Here is an 18773-nt window from a genome sequence, read left to right on the forward strand (position 1 = left end):
AGCGCCCCCGCTACCTTGCCATACTTCTGTGAAAAGGATCCTCGCATGAGCAGCCGCCATCCGGCGCCCCGGCGTCTCGCCGCCATCGACCTGGGCTCGAACAGCTTCCACTTGCTGGTGGCCAATCATTACGCCGGTCAACTTCAGGTCGTCGCCAAGATCGGCGAAAAGGTACAGCTAGCGGCCGGGCTCGATGACGAGGAGTGCCTCGACGAAGCGGCCATGGAGCGAGCGCTGGCCTGCCTGGAGCGTTTCGCACCCTACCTGAATGGCCTCGCCGCCAGCGACATGCGCATCGTGGGCACCAACGCGTTGCGCGCGGCACACAACCGTCAGACGCTGATCGACCGCGCCGAAGCGCTGATCGGCCACCCTATCGAGATCATCGCCGGCCGCGAGGAAGCACGCTTGATCTACCTGGGCGCCGCGCATGCGCTGGCCGAGGTACACGGCCGGCGACTCATCATCGACATCGGCGGCGGTTCCACTGAGCTTATCATCGGCGAGCGCTTCGAACCGCTGGCACTGGAAAGCCTGCATATGGGCTGCGTGGCTTATACGCAACGCTTCTTCGCCAATGGAGAAATCACCGAGAAGGCTTTTCGCAAGGCCGAGCTCGCCGCGCTTTCAGAGCTGGCCAACATTCGCCGTTCCTATCAAACGCTCGGCTGGCAGGATCCGGTCGGCTCGAGCGGCACCATCAAGGCCATCGCCGCCGTGCAAGCCGCAAGCGGCGATGCGCCGGAAGGCATGATAACGCGCCAGGGGCTGAAGAACCTGCGCAGCCGACTGCTGAAGTGCAAGAAACTCGACAAGGTCGCCATGGAAGGTCTCAAAAGCGACCGTGCCCGCGTCTTCCCGGCGGGCGTGGCGATCCTCTGCGCCATCTTCGAGGCCTTCGAGCTCGAACGCATGCGCTACTCGGACGGCGCCCTGCGCGAAGGCGTGCTCTACGATCTTCTCGGCCGCAATACCGCCGAAGATTCCCGCGCCTCGGCGCTCATCACGCTGCGCCGACGCTTCGACGTCGACACGCGTCAGGCAAACAACGTACGCGCCACCGCGGTGCACCTCTGCGAGCACATCGCCGACGCCTGGCCGTTGAGCCAGGAGCAGCGCCAATTCCTGGCCTGGGCCGCCGAGTTGCACGAAATCGGCCTGGCGGTCTCGCACAGTCAGTTTCATCGCCACGGCGCCTATCTGCTGGAAAACTCCGACCTGGCCGGTTTTTCGCGTCCCGAGCAACAGGCCCTGGCCTTCCTGGTGCGAGCCCATCGACGCAAGTTCCCCAGCAAGGAACTCGGTGCTCTCCCCTCTGCCTCGCGATCGGTTTATGCACGCCTGGCGCGACTATTACGACTGGCGGTGGCGCTCAATCATTCGCGTCCCGAGCAGCCCACCCTTGACGTCCGCCTCGAGGCTGATGGCGACACGCTGCGACTGGCACTCGATCAGGCTGACCAGCCGCTGCTGATGGCCGACCTCGAGCAGGAGGCGCGTTATCAACGCAATGCCGGTTTCGCGATGATAGTGGGCCGTTGATGGCCGAGGTCCAAACGAGTTCCTGACTCAATTGTTAATCTTGCCGAGGCTGGCGGCTGCCGGCCTCAACCCCATCGATTAGCTTGCGAAGCAGCTCATTCAAGGTGTTTTGCTCGTCCGTCGTAAGGCCTGAAAGGGCCGCCGCTTCATTCTCTACGTGCAGGGGGACGATGCGATTTATCATCTCAAGCCCCGCATCGGTTAATGAGACTAGGGTGCCACGACGATCTTCAGGGTTGGGTGATCGAGCAATCAAACCTGCCTTTTCCAACCGATCGAGACGATTGGTCATCCCCCCCGAAGTGATCATAAGCGCTTCATAGAGCTTCGTTGGACCTAAAGCGTAGGGCGCTCCTGCACGTCGCAAGGAGGCCAAGACATCGAACTCACCTGCTTGAAGGTCATGGTTTTTGAAAAAAGGGTCAAGATAGTCGCGGTGGACCAGACGAGTGACCACCTTAAGCCTCCCGATCACAGCCATTACCAAGAGGTTTAACTCCGGCATCTCTTCCGACCACTGTCGAGTGGCCTTTTCGACATTGTCCATTGCACTCCCATTTACCTTTGCACTAAGATAATTAAAGAAAAGATTCTTTATGAATTCCTATGGCCAGGAGTGATCATGGCGAGTTCAGCACTACAGCGCAAGGGGACGTTTCTGCCCGAGTGGCGTGCCTTAGGTTGCCTATTGCTTGTCGGCACCCTGTTGGCAATGTCATATGTGGTCGCCAAACAGGCCGAAGCGAGCGGTATGCCAAAGCTTCACCTCCTTGTTGTATCCATGGCGGGCGCGGGTCTCGTATTGCTGGGAATCGCACGTCTACAGCATCGGACTTCTCAGCTATCCCCGCGCCTCTGCGAATACGCCCTTGTTTCTGGCATGCTTTTAGCCTTTCCAAATGCCATGGGCTTTCTGGCTATCAGGCATGTGGGGGCTGGGTTCGTCTCGCTTAGCCTGGCCTTCCCTATTCTCATCACTTGGCTACTCGTCGTCATGCTGAGGCTAGAACCGCTAATCAAGATTCGCTTGCTGGGCGTGCTGTTTGGCCTGGCCGGTGGGGTGCTGCTCACCCTGGGAAAGGCCAGCGGAATAGAGGGTAGTTGGGGGTGGACTGCCATTGTTTTGGCCATGCCCGCTGTCATCGCTTTTGGCAATGTTTACCGTACGCTACGCTGGCGGTCCCAGGCCGAGCCAGTCTTTCTTGCTGCTTTGATGTTGCTCGGTGCTGGCGCTTCGCTACTTCCATTTGCAACCGTGTTCGAATCCGGACGAGCGGTTTCGCTGATTGCCACGAAGACGTCTGCTTGGCTCGTTCTGGAGCTGATCGCCGTATATACCGTCCTCTATCTATTCTTTTTCCTACTGCAACGACTGGCCGGCCCTGTCTACTTCAGTCAGATCGGGACGGTCGCCGCTCTGGTCGGCTCAGGGATCGCCATCCTTGCCCTGGGTGAGACCCTGCCAAACTATCTAGGCCCCGCTGCAGCTCTGATCGGGCTAGGCACGATACTTTTTCATCGCGGCGCAAGACTACGACGTACCAAGCCCAGCGCGACCACGACCTAAACCCACAGCCATTTCCCATCTGTCAGATAAGGAGCTTGTAGCATGTCATTTTTGGAAGCCTTGAACTGGCGCTATGCGACGAAACGCATGAACGGACACACAGTCCCTCAGGAAAAGCTGGATACGATCCTCGAAGCGGCACGCTTGGCCCCTTCCTCATATGGATTGCAACCCTACAGCGTGGCTGTAGTCAGCGATGCCGCACTTAGGAACAAGATTCGAGGGTTAGCGGTACCTCAGCCACAGGTTACGGAAGGATCCCACCTATTAGTTTTTGCCACCTGGACGACTATCGACGAGGCTAGCGTGGAAAGGTTTATAGAGCACGTCGCTTCAGAGCGTGACTTACCACTATCGTCTCTTGCAGGCTACACAGATGCGATCAAGAGCACCCTTCGAAAGTACCCAACGCAAGTGGAACGTGAGCATTGGGCCTCGAAGCAGGCATACATTGCTCTCGGGATGGCGCTAGCCGCTGCGGCAACAGAACATGTCGACGCGACACCAATGGAAGGCTTCTCTCCTGAGGCTCTGGATGAGCTCTTGGACCTGAAAGCCCAGGGGCTACGCAGCGTGGTGGTGATGGCCATAGGCGAGCGAGATGAGAGTAATGATTCCATGACTTCGCTTAAGAAGGTGCGCTGGCCAAAAGAGTCGTTCATTACTCACACGTAATGAGGTAAGAGATAAGAAGTCCCGCCTTGCCGCACCCACTGTGCGGCTTTTTTGCATACAGAGCATCCCTAGGCTAACAGAGGGCAGTCCTGGTTAGTCTGGAAAATTCCTAGCACCGTCGCTTGCACAGGTACACCAGCTTCTTCTTGCAACCGTGCACCTTGATGTTAAGATATATTCACATTAGCTTAACATCAAGCTGCCAAGCTAAAACCGATGGTCTCGGTATGACACCAAACGAAGTGTATCAAGCGTAGCTGTAAAAGCCTCGTACTCATAGCCTTCATAGTGACTTCTTGGAACAAAGCAAACATCTGACGTCTATGCAGGATAAAGCGTTCAGCCACCCAATTACACTATCCGCAACATTTACTAAACAACCAGAATTTTGCAGGCTTAGATACACCAGTAACGGATACCCCACACTCGGATGACAATGACAACCATATAAATTGGCTGTGAAGAGCAAGTTCAATAGACGCAAACTTGGGACGCCACAAATCATGGATCGCTTCACTGCTTTGAAAACGTTCTGCGCAGCTGTGGAGGCTCAAAGCTTTTCGCGTGCGGCGAATGACATTTGCCTGTCTCGCTCGGCTGTGAGTAAGAACATACGTGAACTGGAAGAGTATTTAGGCGTCACGTTGATACAGCGCAGTACACGCGGTATCAGTGTGACTGAGGCTGGCGCCAACTATTACGAAAAAGTCAGTCGGATGCTGACCAGCATGAAAGGTGCTGACGATGAGGTACGACAATCCAGTACGACCCCATGCGGAAACCTACGGGTATCTGTGCCACTTTCCCTGGGTCTGTTGTACATCACACCCTTACTACCAACGTTCCTTGAGCGATACCCCGACATCTCAGTAGAGGTAGTGCTAACAGATAGCAAAGTCGACCTTCTCCAAGAAGGTTTTGATCTTGCTATACGTGGTATAAAACGTTTGGAAGACTCGTGCACTAGGTCACGACTGATTGGCGAATTCACTCACACCATATGTGCTTCGCCCGCTTATTTGGCTAGATGCACTGCCCCCATGTGTCCAAGTGACCTTCGACGTCATGACGTACTTATTTATACGGAAGTCGTGACCCCTGATCGCTGGAAGTTCGACAGCCCTACCAATGACGATCCAGATGAGTGCATCGTACAGGTCTCTGGAAGGTATCGATCAAATAACAGTCTCGCCTTGAGACAAGCAGCTATCGCAGGAAAAGGAATTCTTCGCATACCTGAGATCTATGTCAGAGATGACTTGGAGAAGGAGCGCTTGGTTCCCTTGCTCCAAGACTGGTCGCTTCCAACCACAGGAATTTGGGTAATTTACCCACAAACCTCTTTTATACCAAACAGGCTACGCGTATTTATTGACTTTTTAGCAGATCATTTTTCAATGAGCACGCTTCCTTCCACACCTAATCACATCAGCATTACATAAACTTTACATAGATTTTTCAGACATATTTCTTCATTAAGCCCGCAGCGTAATTGTGCGGGCTTTTTTTATATTCTTCGCCTCTCCTCATGTTGTGCACTGTCGGTAAACACAGTTCGCACTCAAATATATCTATCCTATCATTTCTCAGTCTAGTAACGTCTTGTAACGCAGCAATACGCTGTTTTTCCATAGTCGAACACAAGGTAAGAGACAGACATGAGCATTATCCAGGTTGCAGGAATCATCGACGCCAAAGAAGCTGACATGCTGATCAATGAAGGTGTGGATTGGCTAGGTTTTCCGCTACGTCTTCCTTCAGGGCGTGACGATATCAGCGAATCTGAAGCTACCTCTATTTTACAGTCATTGCCTAAACCACACAGGGGAGTTCTGATTAGCTATATGACTGAGGCTGACGAAGTATCCCGCTTCTGTGACCAGCTCTGTCTGGATGCTGTACAGCTGCATGGCGATATTTCCATGAAGGAGTTAGCCAAGCTGCGTGAGGCCCGCCCGGACCTTTATTTGCTCAAAAGCCTCGTTGTTCGCTCAGATAACCTGAACGGTCTCCTCCAGCTTATTGATGACAGCTCCGAATGGGTAGACATGTATATAACTGATACTTTCGACCCTATAACCGGGGCTAAAGGTGCCACTGGTATTACACATGACTGGTCAGTGAGCAAGGAATTGGTACGTCATTCTGAGCGCCCATTAATGATGGCTGGTGGTCTTTCTCCCGAAAATATTGGTGAGGCTATACGAGAGGTTCAGCCTGCTGCCATCGACGCACACTCGCTATTGGAAGGGCCTGACGGGCGCAAGGACCGAAACAAGATCCGCCGCTTCGTTTCAGAGGCACGTGCAGCTTTTGATGAAATTGGTGCAACAACCCTAGTGTAACGGAGGCTTAATCATGCCAGTTCATGTTTTGAACCAGACTAAGTCCTTAAAAGCCATACATTCGGTGATACGCCACCGTGATACCAGCCATTCACTGTTTGTCTTCCAGGCGAATCGGCTGATTCGTTTGATATTGGAAAAATGTTTTGAGCTTTTGCCCTATCAGCCTTACGAGGTAAGAACGCCTATCGGCGAACTGTACGAAGGACAACAAGTTAGCAAGCCTCTTTGTGCTGTTTCTGTCGTTAGAGCGGGAGAGAGCATGGAATATGCCCTTTCATCGATTCTGGCGGGCTTTCCTATCGGGAAGATCTTAATCCAGCGGAATAAGGTGACAAAGCTTCCTCACCTCTACTACGCCGCTTTTCCTGAAGATATTGCTGATCGATATGTGCTTCTTTTGGAACCCATGCTAGCCACAGGGGGATCGGCGATAATGGCTGTGCGTGAACTCCTTGAACGTGGCGTCCCAGAACATAACATCATTTTTGCGAACGTTCTTACCTCACCAGAAGGGTTAGCGAGACTCGAGTCAACCTATCCAAACCTGACTATCGTGACTTCTTCGGTCGAGAAACGACTGAACGAAGAGGCCTTTATGGTACCGGGCATTGGGGACTTTGGTGACAGGTACTTTGGCACAACGAGACAAGGGGCCGCTCATGGACAGGCATAATATTGTCCTGAATATCTTTTTGACCTCATTGGTTCCTATTGTCTGGGGCAGCACATATCTGGTGACCACGGAGTTTTTGCCTCCCGATGCGCCTTTGCTAGCTGCGGTGCTTCGCGCGTTACCGGCCGGCCTCATCCTCATTGCTTTCGGGCGCCAGCTGCCGACAGGTGGCTGGTGGGTCCGGGCGGCACTGTTGGGCGTACTGAACATAGGAGCCTTCTTCTATTTTTTGTTCGTCGCAGCCTATCACCTCCCTGGAGGGGTAGCTGCACTGATCATGTCCATCCAGCCAATCATTGTACTGCTTTATGGAGTAGTACTGTTTGGCAACGCCATTACTGCCACGCAGGTACTGGCCTGTGTGCTGGCGGCAGTCGGTGTGGCTCTAGTAGTGCTCAGGCCTGAAGCTGAATTGAACGTCGTTGGCGTAACAGCTGGCCTTGGGGGGGCATTGTCCATGGCGACGGGCATCGTCCTTACTAAGCGCTGGGGCCGTCCCGCCGGAACCAGCCTATTAACGTTCACAGGCTGGCAACTGGCCTTCGGAGGCGCCGCATTACTGCCGATCGCCCTCGTCTATGAAGGCCTCCCTCCGGTCCTCACAGTACGTAACTGGCTGGGTCTGGGTTACCTCGGGTTGTTTGGAGCTCTCGCCGCCTATGCGCTGTGGTTCCGTGGCATTGAGCGCCTGCCGGCTTTATCCGTGTCTTTCATCTCTCTCCTGAGCCCCCTCTCCGCGACATTGCTGGGGTACTGGTTCCTCAATGAGCAATTGAATTGGTTGCAATTGCTGGGAGGTGTCGGGGTGCTCGGTGCGGTATTCCTCGCGCAGCCCCATATAAACCTTTTTGCCCGTTTTCAACGTCCGAGGCACGGAGAGGCCTGAACCCCATCTGCACACGTCTTTAAACTGATCAGCAAGGGTATTCCCATGGCTTTGAACACGCAGCTTCCTTCCCATGACATTCCTACAACCTTGGACACGCTTTCCGGCATGCTTGCCTGGCAGGCCCGTACAAGGCCGGACGTGCCAGCGGTGATCTCTGACGATACCCAGGTAAGCATGGCCGATCTCGCTTCGACCGCGGGCAGTATTGCCAAGGGGATTCTCTCTAGCGCGCCAGGCGTCAGCGAGTGTCTGGGACTCTATGCCGATCCTTCGCCGGAAATGATCTCTGGTCTCTGGGGTATTCTCTGGGCTGGCCGTGCCTATCTTCCGCTGGCCGTTGAATACCCTGAGGAACGTATTCGTTACATCGTCGAGCACAGCGGTACCAACACCATCCTCACCCAGGCTCATCTAAAAGCCCAGCTACAAAGGATGGTGCCGCACACTACCCAGGTACTGGTGCTCGAAGAGCTCCTGCGAGAACCAGCGAGTGAGGCTGCGACATGCACTTTGGAGGACCTTGGCTACGTAATTTACACGTCCGGAAGTACAGGTAAGCCGAAAGGTGTCATGATCAGCCAAGAGGCCGTGGTCAACCAGTTGCGTTGGCTGTCCCGTCAAGCTTACCTAAGACCTGGCGTCAGAATCCTGCAAAAAACACCGGTCAGCTTCGATGCTGCACAGTGGGAATTACTCGCGCCAGCCGTCGGTGCAGCGGTGGTGTCAGGCCGACCAGGTATGTTCCGTGACGCGCATGCCATCATCTCCAGTATCCAGCGTCACAGTGTGGCCAATCTCCAATGCGTTCCCACCCTGCTCAGTGCGCTTGTCGAAGACGAGACATTCTTGAACTGTACAAGCCTCTCGACACTGTTTTCCGGTGGCGAAGCACTTTCTCAGAAGCTGGCACGCAAGGTGCTCACCTCGATGCCTCACGTCGATCTTGTCAATCTGTATGGACCGACGGAATGCACGATCAATGCGACATCGCATCATGTCTGTGTAGATGAATTAACCGACCTGTCCTGCGCGGTATCAATCGGCACACCCGTCGATGGGGTAACTTGCCATATCCTGGATTCGCAGATGAATCACGTTCCCGACGGAGAGGAAGGTGAGCTCTATCTTGGCGGGATTCAGCTAGCCAAAGGGTATCGCAACAGTACCGAACTAACCCGGGAACGCTTTGTTTTTCTACCCGGGGCTCCACAGCAACGTTTGTACCGGACGGGGGATATCTGTTCCCGGCAAGCCGACGGCACCCTACGCTTTGCTGGGCGTTCTGATCATCAGGTAAAGCTGCGGGGTTATCGCGTTGAACTTGAGGAAATCATCGTAGCAATCGAAGCTCATCTCTGGGTCCGCCATGCGTCGGTGGTGGTCCTTGAAGACGAGCGAACCAAGGGGCAATCGCTGACGGCTTGCATCGAGCTGAACGATAAAGAAGCTGCATTGATGGACCAAGGGGTCGCCGGCAGTCACCACCAATCCAAGGCGAACAAACTTCAGGTGAAGGCTCAGCTGGCCAACCCGGGCCTTCGTGATGATCTTTCTCTCGCCTCATCGGCGGTTACATCGCTGCCCGGCTCACAGCCCTTCGACGAGCAACGACGGAAGGTCTTCGCCCGGAAAACCTATCGTTTCTATGACGGCGGCATCACGACCCGGGACGAGCTGGCAGAGTTGATCAGCGACTGGCAACGCCAGATGGCGAGTCCCAAGGACATGCAGCTACCCTGTGAATGGGATATCGCCCTGTTGAGCGACCTGCTTCGTTGGTTCGGCAGCTTCCAGAGTGAAGCCCGACTTCTCCCCAAATATGCCTATGCATCCCCGGGAGCGCTATACGCCACTCAGCTCTACGTAGAGTGTGCCGGCATCCCAGGTGTTGAGGATGGAATCCACTACTATCATCCCTTACGACACACCCTGATTCGTGTGGCCAGCCCTTTCTCGGCCATTCAGGAAGACGGGCCTCGTCAGCTACGTTTCCACTTCGCGGGCAAGCGAAAGGCCATAGAGCCGGTCTACAAGAACAACATTAGAGAAGTCCTGGAGATCGAAACGGGACACATGCTGGGACTGCTCGATGAAGTACTGATCAAGGATGGTCACAGTGTTACGCCCGCGCCTCGCCATGAATATCTGTTAGCGCACCTTGGTCTCCAACGTGACGACTTTGACCTTGGAAGTTTTGCCTGTGTCCCAGCAGGACGAGGTTGGAGGCCGAATGTCGAGTTATATGTCCAGTCGACGGGCCTTGGGACGGAGGGCCTAGAGCCCGGGACCTGGAAGATCATGAGAAACGAGCGGAAGCTGATTTCGAACAATGCCATTGCGTCACGAGACGTCATCGCAATCAACCAGCAAGTTTTCAATCGCTCAAGCGTCGGCCTATCGATCCTGAGCCGCGAACAGGATGCGTCATTAGGCTATGTGGCGCTGGGCTATGCACTGCACAAGTTCCAGCGTAATGAGCACGGCTTTGGCTTCATGTCATCGGGCTACAGTTCTAAATCGGGCAACCCATTACCCGCTGCTCGCCGATTTGACGGGATTCTTCACGAAGCGGGCATCGAATCTGGCCCGATGTACTTCTTCATAGGCGGCAAGGTCAGCGAGGCACAGCGGCTTAGCGAAGGCATGCATGAAGACAGCGTTCACATGCAAGGCCCCGCAGAGATGATCCGCGATGAACTGGCGAGAAGCCTCCCTGATTATATGATACCCGACAGAGTTCTCGTCTTTGACAGGCTCCCCCTCTCGGCCAACGGGAAAGTCGATCACAAAGCAGTCGCCGCCTCGGATCAGTTACGCGAGGCCGTCGCTGCTAAACCCTATAAGGAGCCTGATTCACCGACCGAGCGCTGGCTAGCAACCCTTTGGTCCGACTTGTTGGATTTTGATCCCGTTTCGCGTGAGGACGAGTTCTTCCTGTCGGGTGGCAATTCCCTGGTTGCGATATCGATGCTTGCCTCGATCAATAAGCATTTCGGTCTGAACCTCCCCGCCCAGGTGGTTTTCGAGTGCCCGAAGCTAAGTGAACTAGCGACTCGCATTGATGAGGGTATGGCCACCCCATCTTCGCGCCTGATTCCGCTGAACGATAAAACAGACGCCTACCCCATATTCTGCTGGCCTGGGTTGGGCGGGTATCCGATGAACCTTCGCCCACTGGCCCAAACTCAGGCCCGTCCATTCATCGGTATCCAGTGTTATGGACTCAATGAGGGTGAGACACCTTACTCAACGATCGCAGAGATGGCCCGGGCGGATGTCGAGGAAATCCAGCATAAGCAGCCGAGCGGTCCCATAACGCTATGGGGGTATTCTTTCGGCGCCCGGCTGGCATTCGAGGCTGCTTGGCAGCTGGAACAAGCAGGCAGACAAATTGACCACCTGGTCCTGATCTGCCCAGGGAACCCTCATGTTGATACCGGGGTGGTGACAGAACAACGTGATGCGAATCTGAGCAATCTGGGCTTCGCTGCGATTCTCCTATCTGTCTTCTTTGGCAAGGTCGACATCGAAGAGACCAAGCGCTGTATGGCTCAGTGTGCCAACCTTGAGGCCTTCATCCGTTACGTGCACACACGACGCCCTGAAGTAGGCGTAGATACCGTGAGGCGCATTACCCAGCTCGTCTGTGAGACCTATGAGTTTGAGTATAACTTCGCTGAATTCAAAGTCCACCGGGTGTCGGCACCCATCGATATCGTGAAAGCCCAAGGGGACGACTACTCGTTTCTGGAAAATGCCAGCAGTTATGCCGCGGCGGCCCCGCGCGTCCTGTATTCGGCAAGCGACCATTACCAAATCCTTCGAGATGGCCCTGTTCGTGAGCTTGCCGGCATGCTCACCCGCGCAGGCCAACCCCCGCAGGGTTTCGAGGAAACCTCCACAACCTCGGCTTCACAGCGGGAGGTAAGCCATGCCGCACATTGAACTGAGCCACTTCCCGGTCGAGCTCACTCACGCAGAAAAAGAGGCCTTGGCCACAGATCTAACACGGGTGGTGTGCGACAGGCTTAAAACACCCTCGTCCGTAGTGTCGATTGTCCTGGAGCCAGTCACGCCCGAGCAGTGGCATGACCGAGTGATCGCTCCGAGGCTGCTACCTGCCGGGAGTCGGCTTATCAAGAAACCGAACTACCCCATTAAGGAATGAACATGCGTTACGTGACCACACATGGCGATATCCCATTAACGTTCAATGAAGAAGTCGCTGACGCGCTGGCCGGTAATCGTCCTGTCGTGGCGTTGGAATCCAACGTCATTACCCACGGTTTGCGATATCCACTGAACATAGAGACGGCCCTGGCCGTGGAGAATGCGGTTAGACGGGGTGGGGCTGTTCCAGCAACGATTTTCATCGATGAAGGTAAGATCCTGGTAGGGTCTGATCAGGATCGGATTGAACGATTCGCTTCCCTTGAGTCCGTGCCGAAGGTATCAAGCCGCGACCTGCCTGTCGCGCTTGCTAAAGGCGGGCCCGGTGCTACCACGGTCGCCTCTTCCCTGGTCTGTGCGGAACTGGCGGGGGTCGAAGTTTTTTCCTCAGCGGGCATCGGCGGTGTGCACCGCGGCGCAGAACGCAGCATGGATATCTCAGCAGATCTGGTGCAGTTCACGCGCTCGCGTGTCGCCGTGGTCTGTGCCGGCGCCAAAAGCATACTGGACCTGGAGTTAACGCTTGAGTTTCTCGAAACACATTGCGTGCCGTTGCTCTCTTACCGCTCGGATGATTTCCCCGCTTTCTTTTGCGACAGCAGTGGCTTGCGTAGCCCCAACCGTATAGATGACCTACCCACCCTAGCCCGTGCAATCCTGGCTCATTGGGCCAGCGGCGCCCCGGGTGGCCCCGTCATCACGACACCACCTCGCCCCGAGGATGCACTGCCTCGCGCCGAGGTCGAAAGCGTTATCACCGATGCACTTCAGCGTGCTGAGACTGAGCAGATTTCCGGCAATGGCCTGACGAAGTTCCTGATGCGTGCCATTGAGCAGGCAACAGAAGGACGCTCTGCCCAGGCCAATGCCGCCGTGCTGGTTAGTACGGCTGAGCTTGCCGGCGAAGTCGCCGCCTCACTACAACGCGAATCTACCTTTGTTTAAGGATCCAAGATGACCCGTTCAATCGCTTTCACCCCGGCACGCTTCGGTGCGATAGACGTTGCAAACCGGTTTGTCATGGCTCCCATGTCACGCAATCGTGCCACACCCGAGGGCCTTGCAACGCCATTGATGGCCGAATATTACGCCCAGAGGGCCACGGCAGGCTTGATCGTGACCGAGGGTGTACAGCCCAGCGCCGTAGGACAAGGGTTCATGAATACACCAGGCCTGCATAGTGAAGCGCAAATAACAGCGTGGCGTCAGGTGACCGAGGCCGTCCATGCCAAGGGAGGCAAGATTGTTGTTCAGCTAATGCACGCTGGACGCATTGGGCATCCCTCCCTCTACCCTGACCGACATGCTTCAATTGCGCCCTCAGCGATTGCTGCACAAGATCAGGCCTTCACTCCCGAAGGTCCCAAGGATTACCCGACGCCTCGTGCCATGTCTGAGGCTGATATCAATCAGGCGATCGCTGAGCATGCCCAGGCTGCCCGAAATGCCATGGAGGCAGGCTTCGACGGCATTGAGATCCATGCCGGTAATGGCTTTCTAATCCATCAATTCATGGCAGAAAACTGCAATCAGCGCACTGATGGCTATGGTCGCGACATTAAGGGGCGTGTTCGCTTTGCCCTGGAGGTGATTGACGCTTGCGTTCAGGCCATCGGCGCCAGGCGTGTTGGGGTAAGAATTTCCCCATGTAATCCTTTTAACGACATCATTGAAGGAAATACCCCAGAACTCTACAAGGCGCTCCTGGAGCGTATACCGGAGGACCTGGCTTACCTACATATTATGGAAGCCAATAACCGGCCGCAGACAGAGGCCATCAGGGCGATGTGGCGCGGTCCGCTCATCCTGAACCCGCATGCGGATGCCACCGCCTGGCCGGCCACTCCAAGCATACTAAAAACCCTCTTCGATACGGACCTCGCCGACGGGGTCTGCTTCGGCGCCCTATTCCTGGCCAACCCAGACCTGGTCTCTCGGATTCGCCTGTCAGCTCCATTAAACAGCGTGGATGAAACTACCTTCTATGGGGGAGGTGCCCGAGGCTATACCGACTACCCGACTCTGGAGCAGTGCGCATCCATTGCCTGATCCCCAGTGCCTTCGGCGGCATCGTCAAGACGCCGAAGAATGAACCGCAGCCGTGAGCTAGGCGACCTGTCCCATAAACAGGCAGGTTGCCCTCGTGCAGCCGAAAAAGGATTAGGCTGATGCATGATGTTGCAATCGTTGGTTTTGGTGCGACTGGGGTCAGTTTCCTCCGCCAGCTGCATTCCCATTTGTATGAGCAGGATTTAGATCCGATCCGTGTTGCCCTGGTTTCGCCTGAGGAAAGCTTTTCGTCTGGGCTAGCCTTTGGACAGGCTGAATATTTTCACAAGGTGAACACGCCACCCGAGCTAATGGGAATCGACCCAGAAGACCCACAAGGGTTTGCCACGTGGATGCGTCAGCAGAGAGGACAGGAGGACCCGTACCCACCACGCGTGACGTATTCAGATTACCTGAAGTATATCTATCGGACCTTGGCCGGCGACAAACTTGCAATCACTGAGTTTCACACCCACGCCAGCGATATCGATACACATACTGCCTACCAAGTTATTCGGCTTAACGATGGGCGCGAGGTCATGACGCGAAGGACCGTGCTTGCTCTAGGGTCTGTTTCCGCACCAACATTCAACACTGCCTCGGGCATGAATCCGGTACAACCCAGAGAGATTGCCTATACGCGGGCCCCCGAATGCGCGTTGGTCGCAGGGACAGGGCTAACGGCAGTGGACTGTGTCCGATCGCTGGCTCGACTGGGAACCCAGTCAATACACATGTTTTCACGTAGCGGGTTTGCGCCCACGGTAATCTCGAAAGGCGTGTCCTACCACCCTGAGCACTTCATCTGGGACAAGTTAAAGGCCGAGTTGAGCCGGCATCCTCGTGAGACGCGGCTGCCCAGTGTTATTAAATTGCTCAAAGCCGAGATAAAACAGATGCCTAATCCGGAAGTCCCTCGAGCCAACAGGTTCCTGTTGAAGGGGAATCTCAAGTCCTATTGGGGTTACCTGTTATCACGCGCTGACAACGCCGATCTCCCTTTTCAGGATACGTTAGGCTCGACTCGATTCTATGCCCACAAGATTTGGCGCAAGCTTGGAGAACGAGAGCGTCAGGACTTTCAACGTAGCTTCGGGTCGTTCTGGGCATGCTGGCGGCATCCGATACCTGCCGATATTGTCAGAGAGCTTCAGCAGTACGCAAAAGAGGGTCGTTTGCATTTGCATCGCCCGGTGGCGCCCATCAAACGCCAAAGAGGGCAGTATATACTTGAGACCAAAGACACGCGCATACTTGCCAACATCCTGATCGATGGAACCGGTGGCTCAGGCGACATGCAGCAAGTCTCTTCTCCACTTGTCCGAAATTTGTTGAACAAACAGTTGGCGATTGCTCATCCCTGCGGCGGCCTGAGAGTCGACTCCCTAACCTATGGATTAGAGAACGACACTCGATCCACAGGAATCTATTGTCTTGGACCATTGGCCAAAGGAGTACTTTTTTCTACTAATGCCTTCTGGTTCAATGCACAGTGCGCCTCCCAGTTAGCCTATTACTTGGCCATCGAGATTCGCCTCGAACCGCATGGGGAGGTTGTTACTTAATGTCCATTCTCATACCTCTAGCCTATTTACTTATCGGCGTCCTGCTAGGGCGCTTTTTGCCCGAAATAAAAAATATCTTGGCGAAAGCGCTGACCAAAATTTTCATCCCGTTAGTCATCATATACAACCTGCTAGCCTACCAAGCCGGTACGGCTTTGCTGGCGCTATTCAGTGTCGCCTTTTGTTCGCTGCTGTTCGTTTGTGGGCTTGTGCTCTGGAAGAACCGGTTGACGGCCCTGACATTGAGTTATCTCAATGTAGGGTGGCTAGGACTGCCAATCGCTATAGCCCTTTTTGGCGATGAGGCCAGCCACATAATAATTGCAGCCTACGTAGGTAGCTCGATCTTCGGAAACATAGCGTCGTCATTGGCATTACAGTCCGACATGCCATGGCGTGGGTTGTTTTATCGCATCGTCAGGATGCCGCCGGTAATGGCGGTGATTGTAGGCCTGGCATTGCATGTCTTGCCGCTGCACCTGGCACAGAATGAATACCTCAGCATTCTCTATGAAGTTGCCAAGCAAATGATGTCCTTGGCTGGCATGGGTGTTTTAGGTATCTGGCTGTACAACTCCAAAGTATCGCTGCAGAGCTTACGAGAATCCATTCCGCACGCCATTGTCAGAGCCGTAGTGGGAACCAGCATGGTCGCCTTATTTATCGTAGGTTGCCGAAGTCTAGGTTACGACCTCTTTCCAGACAGTATCTGGGCACTTGCCTTATTGCCTCTTCTTCCCCCAGCAGCCAATATCGTAGTGCTTGAAACCTACTATTGTGGCACGGGAAATTCCGCGCAAACGATAGTCTGTGGAACGGTAGTTTCTCTTGTATTGATATTTGTTTTTTCTTTTATACTCATGGAGATTTAACGATCATTCCAAGGCCCGCGCAAAGGCTTGGACACCAAAAACCTACCCTCGTCCCTCGGATGGCGATAGGGACTTTTAACCACCCTTGGCGGGCATCGCTCGCAGCCGCCAGCCTTCGGCGGCGGCGATGCCCAGCACCCCGACCAGGATATCGCCTTCCCAGGCCAGCCACAGACGCTCACGCTGCCACGGCGGCACATGGCGTTCCTGCAGCACACGCTTGAGATCGCGCCGCCCGCGCCCTGGCAGACGTAGCGCCTCGCCACCCTGACGCAAACGCAGCGTGAGACTGACATCACGCGGAGGATCGGGAAGCAGTTGCCACGCCAGCGGACCCAGCGGGGTCTCCAGGGGCGCGCGGCCATCCCAGGTCAGGAAGGGATCCGCCACCGGTGGTGCGTCCAGCGGTGCCAGCAGATAGAGATGCCCTCGCCAGCGCCTGGCCTGCGCGCCCGACCAGTCGATATGGACCTGGGCATCGTCGCGGGCCTGCAATTGATCGAGCAAGCTTTCGAGGCGCGCGCGCGGTGGCGTGGGCAGGGAGAGTCGCCGACAGGCATGGCGTACCAGCAGACGCTGGCGGGGCCGGGAGAGTGACGCGATGCTCGCGACCGGCAAGCAGGCCGCCTCGCCCCCCAGCGCCTGCAAGGTTTCTGCGGCCAGCTCTTCCAGCAGCGCATCGCTCTCGCCCAGTTGCTCGGCGGTGCGTGCCAGCGATGTTGCCGCGCCCGGCCAGCGTGCCGCCAGCGCCGGCATGACCGTGTGGCGCAGATAGTTGCGATCAAAGCGCTCATCGGCGTTGGACGGGTCCTCGACCCAACGCAGGTCACGTGTCGCGGCTTCGCGTTCCAGCGTCACGCGCGTTACGGACAGCCACGGCCGGACCATGAAACGCCCCTGCCACTCGCGTCTCTCAGGCATGCCCGCCATGCCGCGCAGCCCGCTACCGCGCAGTCCCGCCAGCAGCAGGCCTTCGGCCTGATCGTCGGCATGCTGCGCCAATAGCAGTGTGTCTCCCGGTGCGACACGGCGCGCATACGCCGCAAGCCGCGCCTCACGGGCGTGTGCCTCGAGACCTCGCTCACCGTGTACCACCGTGACACGCTCGACGTAAAGCGGCACGCCGAGGCGTGAACAAAGCACCCGGCAATGCCGCTCGAAATCCTCGGCAGCCGGCTGCAGGTCATGATTGACATGCACCGCATAGAGCGGCCGTGGATGACAGCGACATGACGCCACCGCCAGCGTCAGCATCAATGAGGAATCCAGGCCACCGGACAGCGCCACCCAAACGCAACGCCCCGGCGAGGTCGTCGCCAGGGCGTCGTCGACAAGGGCGTCAGGGGAAGACGATGCGTTATTGGGGAGCGCCATAGCTCATCAGACGCTCATAACGCCGCGACAGCAGGGCATCTGTCTCCATGGCTTCCAGCCGCTCGAGGCTCGCGCCCAGTGCGTCCTTGATGCTATCGGCCATCTTCTGCGGATTGCGATGCGCGCCCCCCAGCGGTTCCTTGATCAGGGTATCGACGAAGCCCAGCTCCTTGAGGCGCTCGGCGGTAATACCCATCGCCTGCGCCGCCTCGGAGGCCTTTTCGGCGCTCTTCCACAGGATCGACGCGCAACCTTCCGGGGAAATCACCGCATAGGTCGAATACTGCAGCATCTGCAGCTCATCGCAGACACCAATCGCCAGTGCTCCGCCGGAGCCACCCTCACCCACGACGGTGGAAATGATCGGCGTCTTGAGCCGCGACATGACCGCCAGATTATAGGCGATGGCCTCGCTCTGGCCGCGCTCCTCGGCGTCGATCCCGGGATAGGCGCCGGGGGTATCGATAAAGGTCAGTACCGGCATCTTGAAGCGCTCGGCCATTTCCATCAGCCGACACGCCTTGCGATAGCCTTCCGGGCGCGGCATACCGAAGTTGCGTCGCACCTTCTCCTTGACGTCACGCCCCTTCTGATGACCGATGACCATCACCGGCTTGTCGTCGAGGCGCGCCACGCCGCCCACGATGGCGGCGTCATCGGCGAAATGACGATCGCCATGCAGTTCGTCGAAGTCCTCGAACAGGCTATCGAGGTAATCCAGCGTGTAGGGACGCTGGGGATGACGCGAGAGCTGCGATACCTGCCAGGCGCTAAGATCGCGAAAAATCGATTCGGTGAGCTTGCGATTCTTGTCTTCAAGCTTGCCGATTTCGTCGCTCAAGCTGATACGGCTGTCGTTACCGACCAGGCGTAGCTCATCGATCTTGGCTTCCAGCTCGGCGATCGGCTGTTCAAAGTCCAGGTAGTTGGGATTCATAGAACGTCTACTTTGTGGTCTTGGGCAGCCCGGGGCCGCACGTCCGATGTCGCGCGAGGCGACGCTGTGACGGACAGGGCATGGCGCCAACCGGCCGTAAACCGGCATTATC

General features: G+C 56.0%; 15 protein-coding genes. 12 read left to right on the plus strand and 3 right to left on the minus strand.

Features of this window, described 5'->3' with window-relative positions; translation table 11 throughout:
- Window positions 1-45: 45 nt before the first annotated feature.
- Complete coding sequence (gene ppx, locus L1073_RS09665; protein WP_246898812.1) at window positions 46-1542, plus strand: exopolyphosphatase; 1497 nt, start codon at window positions 46-48, stop codon at window positions 1540-1542.
- Window positions 1543-1576: 34 nt separating this feature from the next.
- Here the strand turns inward: ppx and L1073_RS09670 are convergent, their stop codons facing one another.
- Window positions 1577-2089, minus strand: a complete 513-nt coding sequence (locus L1073_RS09670; RefSeq protein WP_246898814.1) for a MarR family winged helix-turn-helix transcriptional regulator — start codon at window positions 2087-2089, stop codon at window positions 1577-1579.
- A gap of 75 nt (window positions 2090-2164) precedes the next feature.
- Between L1073_RS09670 and L1073_RS09675 the strand changes: the two genes are divergently transcribed.
- The 11 genes from L1073_RS09675 to L1073_RS09725 all read left to right on the plus strand — a co-directional run bounded on the left by L1073_RS09675 (window position 2165) and on the right by L1073_RS09725 (window position 16350).
- Window positions 2165-3109, plus strand: coding sequence for a DMT family transporter (locus tag L1073_RS09675; protein WP_246898816.1), 945 nt, complete (start codon window positions 2165-2167; stop codon window positions 3107-3109).
- A gap of 42 nt (window positions 3110-3151) precedes the next feature.
- A complete protein-coding gene (locus L1073_RS09680) occupies window positions 3152-3784 on the plus strand; it encodes a nitroreductase family protein (protein WP_133695693.1) in 633 nt (210 codons plus the stop codon).
- 503 nt (window positions 3785-4287) lie between these two features.
- A complete protein-coding gene (locus L1073_RS09685) occupies window positions 4288-5226 on the plus strand; it encodes a LysR family transcriptional regulator (protein WP_246898818.1) in 939 nt (312 codons plus the stop codon).
- Window positions 5227-5442: 216 nt separating this feature from the next.
- Window positions 5443-6129 (plus strand): phosphoribosylanthranilate isomerase, encoded by a 687-nt coding sequence (locus L1073_RS09690; RefSeq protein WP_246898819.1) that lies wholly within the window; start codon window positions 5443-5445, stop codon window positions 6127-6129.
- 13 nt (window positions 6130-6142) lie between these two features.
- Complete coding sequence (gene upp / locus L1073_RS09695; protein WP_246898821.1) at window positions 6143-6805, plus strand: uracil phosphoribosyltransferase; 663 nt, start codon at window positions 6143-6145, stop codon at window positions 6803-6805.
- Window positions 6792-7691, plus strand: a complete 900-nt coding sequence (locus L1073_RS09700; protein ID WP_246898823.1) for an EamA family transporter — start codon at window positions 6792-6794, stop codon at window positions 7689-7691. The genes upp and L1073_RS09700 overlap by 14 nt, the downstream gene beginning before the upstream one ends.
- Window positions 7692-7736: 45 nt before the next feature.
- Window positions 7737-11639 (plus strand): amino acid adenylation domain-containing protein, encoded by a 3903-nt coding sequence (locus L1073_RS09705; RefSeq protein WP_246898825.1) that lies wholly within the window; start codon window positions 7737-7739, stop codon window positions 11637-11639.
- A gap of 225 nt (window positions 11640-11864) precedes the next feature.
- Complete coding sequence (locus L1073_RS09710; protein WP_133695709.1) at window positions 11865-12809, plus strand: pseudouridine-5'-phosphate glycosidase; 945 nt, start codon at window positions 11865-11867, stop codon at window positions 12807-12809.
- A 9-nt stretch (window positions 12810-12818) separates the two neighbouring features.
- On the plus strand, window positions 12819-13913 hold the full coding sequence (locus L1073_RS09715; RefSeq protein WP_246898827.1) for an alkene reductase: 1095 nt from the start codon (window positions 12819-12821) through the stop codon (window positions 13911-13913).
- Between the two features lie 119 nt (window positions 13914-14032).
- Window positions 14033-15478: an FAD/NAD(P)-binding protein gene (locus L1073_RS09720; RefSeq protein WP_246898828.1), complete on the plus strand. Its 1446-nt coding sequence runs from the start codon at window positions 14033-14035 to the stop codon at window positions 15476-15478.
- Entirely contained in the window at window positions 15478-16350 is an 873-nt protein-coding gene (locus tag L1073_RS09725; protein ID WP_246898830.1) for an AEC family transporter, read from the plus strand. The genes L1073_RS09720 and L1073_RS09725 overlap by 1 nt, the downstream gene beginning before the upstream one ends.
- Window positions 16351-16425: 75 nt before the next feature.
- Here the strand turns inward: L1073_RS09725 and tilS are convergent, their stop codons facing one another.
- Window positions 16426-17724, minus strand: a complete 1299-nt coding sequence (gene tilS / locus L1073_RS09730) for a tRNA lysidine(34) synthetase TilS (protein WP_246898831.1) — start codon at window positions 17722-17724, stop codon at window positions 16426-16428.
- Window positions 17708-18661 carry an acetyl-CoA carboxylase carboxyltransferase subunit alpha gene (locus L1073_RS09735; protein WP_246898833.1) on the minus strand — a complete coding sequence of 318 codons (954 nt, stop codon included), beginning with the start codon at window positions 18659-18661 and terminating at the stop codon, window positions 17708-17710. The genes tilS and L1073_RS09735 overlap by 17 nt, the downstream gene beginning before the upstream one ends.
- Between the last annotated feature and the right edge of the window lie 112 nt (window positions 18662-18773).

The sequence above is a fragment of the Chromohalobacter nigrandesensis genome (assembly GCF_023061285.1).
Lineage (GTDB): Bacteria > Pseudomonadota > Gammaproteobacteria > Pseudomonadales > Halomonadaceae > Chromohalobacter > Chromohalobacter nigrandesensis.